This window comes from Clostridium sp. (assembly GCF_021443865.1).
Classification (GTDB): domain Bacteria; phylum Bacillota; class Clostridia; order Clostridiales; family Clostridiaceae; genus Clostridium.
In genome coordinates this window covers 1-4,612 of the sequence record NZ_JABUTB010000130.1, presented here as the reverse complement: position 1 = coordinate 4,612, position 4,612 = coordinate 1, and the positions used below count along the sequence as shown (strand labels likewise).

Here is a 4,612-nt window from a genome sequence, read left to right as displayed (position 1 = left end):
ACTGGCCACCACTCTAAATTGTTAAACTTATTTTTAATATGAAAATTTACAATTATTAGTGCTATAATAATTTAAATATTGTTTTTTAATTTAATAAGAATTTTTACACATAATATAAGGGATGGAATAAAATTTGAAATAAATTATAAGGCAAAGGATTTTAATATGGATAATAAAAATTTTCAATCAAAAACAGGTTTTAACTTAGAAAACACTTATTTAACTCTTCCAAATATATTCTTTAGTGAACAAAATCCAAAGGGTTCAAAAAATCCTAAACTTATTAAGTTTAATACTTCTCTTGCTGAAGAACTTGGACTTAATGAAGAAGTTTTAAACAGCGATTTTGGTCTTAATATATTTGCAGGAAATGAAACTTTCCCAGAAATTGTACCAATTGCACAGGCTTATGCAGGTCATCAATTTGGTCATTTTACAATGCTAGGAGATGGTAGAGCACTCTTATTAGGAGAACATGTAACTAAAGATGGTAAAAGATATGATGTTCAATTAAAAGGGTCTGGTAGAACAATCTATTCAAGAGGTGGAGATGGTAAGGCAGCTCTTGGACCTATGCTTAGAGAATATATTATAAGTGAAGCAATGAATTCACTTGGAATTCCTACTACTCGTAGTTTAGCTGTAGTAACCACAGGTGAATCAATTGCACGTGAAAAAATTGAACCTGGAGCAGTATTAACTCGTATAGCATCTAGTCATATAAGAGTTGGAACTTTCCAATATGCTGCTAGATATACAAATTATGAATCTTTAAAAGCTTTAGCTGATTATACAATAGAAAGACATTACCCAGAGGGATTAAATAAAAAAAATCCTTATTTATATTTACTAGAAGAAGTAATTAAAAAACAAGGAAGCTTAGTATCTAAATGGCTTCAAGTAGGATTTATCCACGGAGTTATGAATACTGATAATGTAAGTATTTCTGGTGAAACAATAGATTATGGACCATGTGCCTTTATGGATACTTATGACCCAGCAACTGTTTTTAGTTCTATAGATCATCAAGGTAGATATGCATATGGTAATCAACCTAATATAATGGCATGGAATTTAGCAAGATTTGCAGAAACGCTAATACCTTTATTAAGTGATAATCAAGAAGAAGCAATAGATATAGCTCAAAATGCAATCTCTAAATTTAATGATATATATAAAGAAGATTATATTTCTGGAATGAGATTAAAATTAGGCTTATTTAATGAAGAAAATGAAGATGAGCAATTAATATATGATCTCTTAACTTTAATGCATAAAAATGCTGCAGATTATACAAATACTTTTAGGGATTTAACTTTGGAGAAAAAAGATAGTATTCCAATGTTTACTACATCTGAATTTAGTAATTGGTATAATAAATGGAGTGAAAGATTATCTAGACAGAATAACACAAAGGATGAAGTAATAAAATTAATGAAAAGTGTAAATCCATCAATAATTCCTCGTAATCATCGTGTAGAAGAAGCTATTAAAGCTGCAGTGAAAAATTATGATTATAGTATAATGATGAATTTATTAAAAGTATTGTCTAATCCTTTTGAATATAGTGAAAATCAAGAAGAATATGCAACATTACCAAAGCCTACAAATATCCCATATAGAACATTTTGTGGGACATAAAAGTATATTGTATATATAAATAAGTTTTCTAATAGAAACAGTTATAAAAACAACTGTTTCTATTTTTTCATTAAATATATTTTATTATAATTGAAAAAAATATGTGAATACTTGATATATTAGTCAAAAGGATGTATTATAATAATTAATAATAATTATTAATTAATAAAGGAATTTGTATTTATATATTAATTAACATAAAAGGGGTGGACATAATGAATATTTTAATAGGGATTCTTATACCGTTTATAGGAACATCATTAGGGGCGGCTTGCGTTTATGCAATGAAAAAAGAAATTAGTAAAAGGACACATAAAATTTTACTAGGATTTGCTTCTGGTGTTATGATAGCGGCATCAATATGGTCATTAATTATTCCAGCTATTAATATGTCAAGTGGTATGGGAAAATTAGCTTTTGTTCCAGCAGCTGTTGGTATATTATTAGGTGTTATATTTTTATTTTCTTTGGACAAGATTATTCCACATATGCATATAGACAGTAATAAGCAAGAAGGAATAAGTAAATATAATATAAGTAAAACAACAAAACTTATATTTTCAGTAGTCCTTCATAATATTCCAGAAGGAATGGCTGTAGGGATTACTTTTGCAGCAGTTATGAATGAAGGAAATGCTATAAATTTTGCTTCTGCTATTGCACTTTCTTTAGGAATAGCAATTCAAAATTTTCCAGAAGGTGCTATAATATCAATGCCACTTAGGAGTGAAGGTTTAGGAAAAAATAAATCTTTTATCTATGGAGCTTTATCTGGAATAGTAGAACCTATAGCAGCTGCAATAACAATACTATTTTCTAGTTTTATTACACCATTTATGCCTTATTTACTTTCCTTCGCTGCAGGAGCCATGATATTCGTAGTTGTAGAAGAATTAATTCCTGAAGCTGCTGTAGATAATGCATCAGATAGTAGTGCATTAGCATTTTCTTTAGGCTTTATAATTATGATGATTTTAGATGTGACTTTGTCTTAAAATATTGTAATTACTAAAATATAAATAATTTTAAGTAGATAATGAGAGATCATTGTCTATTTTTACATAAAAACTTAATTCATTATTATAGGATTATGTACTAATAAAATGCATAAGACTATTTTTATTGATAGAAAATATATAGTATAAAATAATATCTTATATAATAGTAAGAAAATATTTAATTATCTCATATGATATATTAATTTATTATTTTATAAAATTTAATTTAAGTTGAAAATGAGGTATAGTAATGAATAATATTATTAATCAAGCTAAATTAATAAAAGATGATTTAATAAATTATAGGAGAACAATTCATAGTAATCCTGAAGTAGGTGATAATTTACCAGAAACAAAAGCTTATGTAATAAGTAAGTTAAAGGAATTTGGATATGATCCAAAGGAGATATGTGAAAGTGGAATAGTGGCCACAATTAAGGGAAAAAAAGAAGGAAAAACCTTTTTATTAAGAGCTGATATGGATGCACTGCCAGTTTCAGAAGCTACTGAATGTGAGTTTAAATCAACTAATGGTTTTATGCATGCATGTGGGCACGATATGCATACAGCAATGTTATTAGGTGCTGCTAAACTACTTAAGGAAAATCAAGATGAAATAGAAGGAACTATTAAGTTAGTATTTCAACCAGATGAAGAGGGATTTACTGGTGCTAAAAAGATGTTAGCAGCAGGAGTACTTGAAAATCCTAAGGTTGATGCAGCTATGGCAATGCATGTTCATTCAGGCACACCTTCTAATGTTGTATTATGCGGTTTAGGAACTAGCATAGCAGGCTGTAATAGATTTAGGATTGTTGTAAAAGGAAGAGGATGTCATGGAGCTATGCCAGAACTTGGAGTTGATCCAATTAATATAGCGGCACATATATACATATCACTTCAAGAAATTATCTCTAGAGAAATATCAGCTACTAAGTCAGCAGTTGTAACAATAGGTAAGTTTGCTGGTGGAGATGCACCAAATATAATACCTAATGAAGTTATTATGGAAGGAACTATTAGAAGTTTAGATAAAGAACTAGGAGAATTCATATTTAATAGAATAAATGAAATAGTAGTTTCCACTGCTAAAATGTTTAGAGGTGAAGCGGAATTAATAGAATTATCATCAGTACCACCATTAGCAAATAATACTGATTTAGCTAAAGAAATCACTTCTTATGTAAAAGAGTTAATAGGAGAAAAATCTGTTGTTTTATTTGAAGGTGGAGGAATGGGCTCAGAGGACTTTGCTTCTTATTCATATGAGGTCCCAAGTGTTTATCTTATGTTAGGTGCTGGAACAAAAGAAGAAAATCCTTTATATGGTGAACCAATGCATAATGAAAAAATTGTATTTAATGAAGATATATTAGTAACAGGGGCAGCAATGCATACATATTCTGCAATTATGTGGTTGAAAAATAATAATTAATTTTAAAAAAGGCATTTAATAAGTGCCTTTTTATTTCATTAATAGAATAAGTATTATATAATGGTATAAAAATACTATTTAATATAAAAAATGAGAGGAGTAGTGATTTTATGATTAAGTGGGGAATTATAGCACCAGGTTCAATCGCTAATGCTTTTGCAAAGGAAGTAAAAAATACAAAGGATGGAATTCTTTCTGCCGTTTATGGAAGAAATGAAGATAAAACAAAAGAATTTGCTAAAATACACAAAATAGATAAATATTATAGTGATATAGATGAGTTTTTAAAGGATGAGGATATAGATGCTGTTTATATAGCCACACCTCATAATGTCCACATGGAATATGCAAAAAAATGTGTAAAAGCTAAAAAACATATATTATGTGAGAAATCCTTTTCATACAATTATAAAACAGGTAAAGAGGTAATAGACCTAGCTAAAGAATATAATGTATTTAGCTGGATGTTCTGGCACACGCCTGTAATTCAAGAACTTGAGAGACTGAGGCAGGAGGATTGCCGTGAATTCAAGGCCAG

4 protein-coding genes are annotated in these 4,612 nt (G+C 28.9%); all 4 read left to right on the top strand.

Translation table 11 applies throughout. The features are described 5' to 3' along the window. Positions 1–165: 165 nt before the first annotated feature. Positions 166–1,641 carry a protein adenylyltransferase SelO gene (locus tag HUJ77_RS14700; protein ID WP_291709918.1) on the top strand — a complete coding sequence of 492 codons (1,476 nt, stop codon included), beginning with the start codon at positions 166–168 and terminating at the stop codon, positions 1,639–1,641. A gap of 215 nt (positions 1,642–1,856) precedes the next feature. Then, positions 1,857–2,636, top strand: a complete 780-nt coding sequence (locus HUJ77_RS14695) for a ZIP family metal transporter (RefSeq protein WP_291709916.1) — start codon at positions 1,857–1,859, stop codon at positions 2,634–2,636. A gap of 253 nt (positions 2,637–2,889) precedes the next feature. Further along, a complete protein-coding gene (locus HUJ77_RS14690; RefSeq protein WP_291709914.1) occupies positions 2,890–4,074 on the top strand; it encodes a M20 family metallopeptidase in 1,185 nt (394 codons plus the stop codon). Positions 4,075–4,184: 110 nt separating this feature from the next. Next, on the top strand, positions 4,185–4,612 hold a 428-nt coding region (locus HUJ77_RS14685), incomplete at its 3' end, for a Gfo/Idh/MocA family oxidoreductase (RefSeq protein ID WP_291709913.1).

What these genes read in the sequence shown, in the direction of transcription:
- HUJ77_RS14690 (WP_291709914.1), top strand. Translation starts at nt 2,890, where the DNA reads ATGAATAATATTATTAATCAAGCTAAATTAATAAAAGATGATTTAATA.
- HUJ77_RS14695 (WP_291709916.1), top strand. Translation starts at nt 1,857, where the DNA reads ATGAATATTTTAATAGGGATTCTTATACCGTTTATAGGAACATCATTA.
- HUJ77_RS14700 (WP_291709918.1), top strand. Translation starts at nt 166, where the DNA reads ATGGATAATAAAAATTTTCAATCAAAAACAGGTTTTAACTTAGAAAAC.